The sequence below is a fragment of the Streptomyces sp. RP5T genome (genome assembly GCF_003933965.1).
In the GTDB taxonomy this organism is placed as follows: Bacteria; Actinomycetota; Actinomycetes; order Streptomycetales; family Streptomycetaceae; genus Streptomyces.
This window is the reverse complement of sequence record NZ_RSAJ01000992.1, coordinates 1-1,791: the sequence shown is the minus strand read 5'-3', so window position 1 is coordinate 1,791 and position 1,791 is coordinate 1. Positions and strand designations below refer to the sequence as shown.

2 protein-coding genes are annotated in these 1,791 nt (G+C 67.2%); one reads left to right on the top strand and one right to left on the bottom strand.

Annotation, left to right across the window (positions count from 1 at the left end):
- Positions 1-102: 102 nt before the first annotated feature.
- Entirely contained in the window at positions 103-519 is a 417-nt protein-coding gene (tnpA, locus tag EHS43_RS43805) for an IS200/IS605 family transposase (RefSeq protein ID WP_125195970.1), read from the bottom strand.
- Between the two features lie 25 nt (positions 520-544).
- Here tnpA and EHS43_RS43800 point away from each other — a divergent pair, with 25 nt between their 5' ends.
- Positions 545-1,753: an RNA-guided endonuclease TnpB family protein gene (locus EHS43_RS43800; RefSeq protein ID WP_125195969.1), complete on the top strand. Its 1,209-nt coding sequence runs from the start codon at positions 545-547 to the stop codon at positions 1,751-1,753.
- Positions 1,754-1,791: the final 38 nt, after the last annotated feature.

Genomic DNA, 1,791 nt, shown 5'->3' with positions numbered 1-1,791 from the left:
TATTCGCAGTGCACCGGGCTTCAGCCCGGTGGTGAAGCGAATCTGAGAGCTGCTCTGACCTCAGCTGTGTGCACGGATCCGCACTGTTCACCTCAGCCCGGGTCAGAGCGGCCGGTTCTGCTGCTCGATGTACTGCTTCACGATGCTGAGCGGCGCACCGCCGACGGACCCGGCGAAGTACGAGCCAGACCAGAGGCGTTGCGCCCGCCAGTAGTGGCGGACAAGGTCGGGGAACTCCTGGCGGAGCCTGCGGGAGGACACGCCTTTGAGGGAGTTCACCAGCCTGGACACGGCAACCTTCGGCGGGAAGTTCACGAGCAGGTGGACGTGGTTGTTCTCGCCGTTGAACTCGACCAGCTCGGCCTCGAAGTCCTCGCACACGGCCCGCATGATCTCCTCGCACCGCGTCAGGTGCCGGTCGGCGAAGACCTCGTGCCGGTACTTCGTCACGAAAACCAAGTGAACATGCATGCGGAAAACACAGTGACGACCTGTGCGAATGTTCTCGTCGATACCCATAAACCAACTGTGTATCATGATCCTCGTGCAGCTTCGGTACGGCTTCCGCCTGTACCCGAGCGCCGGTCAGCGCAGCGCGTTGGCGAGGGCGTTCGGGTGTGCGCGGGTGGTCTACAACGACGCGCTTCGCGCTCGGGAGACCGCCCGCAGCGAGGGGCTGCCATTCCCCAGGACCGGGGACCTGTCGAAGGCGCTCGTCACCGAGGCGAAGAACACCCCGGAGCGGGCCTGGCTCGGCGAGGTGTCGGCGGTCGTCCTCCAGCAGTCCCTCCGCGACCTGGACACCGCGTACAAGAACTTCTTCGACGGCCTGAAGGGCAAGCGCCCGCGCATGGGCGCGCCCCGGTACAAGTCCCGCAAGGACACCCGTCAGTCAGTCCGTTTCACCGCGAACGCCCGCTGGTCCATCACCCCGGGGCGGAAGCTGCGTCTGCCGAAGATCGGCGACCTGAAGGTGAAGTGGTCCCGCAGCCTGCCCTCCACCCCGTCCACGGTGACGGTGGTCAAGGACAGTGCGGGCCGGTACTTCGCGAGCTTCGTCGTCGAAACCGGCCCCGAGGAACTGCTGCCGGGGACGACGCCCGAGGTGGGCATCGACCTCGGGCTGGGGCACTTCGCGGTCCTCTCGGATGGCACGAAGATCGACAGCCCGCGCTTCCTGCGCCGGGCTGAGAAGCGTCTGAAGAAGGAGCAGCGCGCCCTCTCCCGCAAACAGAAGGGCTCCAGCAACCGGAACAAGGCCCGGATCAAGGTCGCCCGCGCACACGCGAAGGTGGCCGACGCGCGCCGCGAGTTCCACCACCAGCTCTCCACCCGGCTGATCCGCGACAACCAAGCGATCGCAGTGGAGGACCTGGCGGTGAAGGGGCTCGCCCGCACGCGCCTGGCCAAGTCCGTGCACGACGCCGGATGGTCGGCGTTCGTGAGCATGCTGGAGTACAAGGCCGCCCGGTACGGGCGCACCTTCGTCCGCATCGGCCGCTTCGAGCCCACGTCCCAGGTGTGCTCGCAGTGCGGTGTGAAGGACGGCCCCAAGCCCCTGCACATCCGTGTGTGGACCTGCGGGGCCTGTGGGGCCGTCCTGGACCGGGACGTCAACGCGGCGGTCAACATCGCCAAGGCGGCCGGACTGGCCGTGTCAGCCTGTGGAGCGCAGGTAAGACCGGGACTCGCCCCGGCGCCGCGCGGCGAAGCAGGAACCCACTCGACACCGCAGCCTTCAACGGCGCGGTAGGCGGGAATCGCCGTCCTTCAGGGCGGCGAGGATGTCAA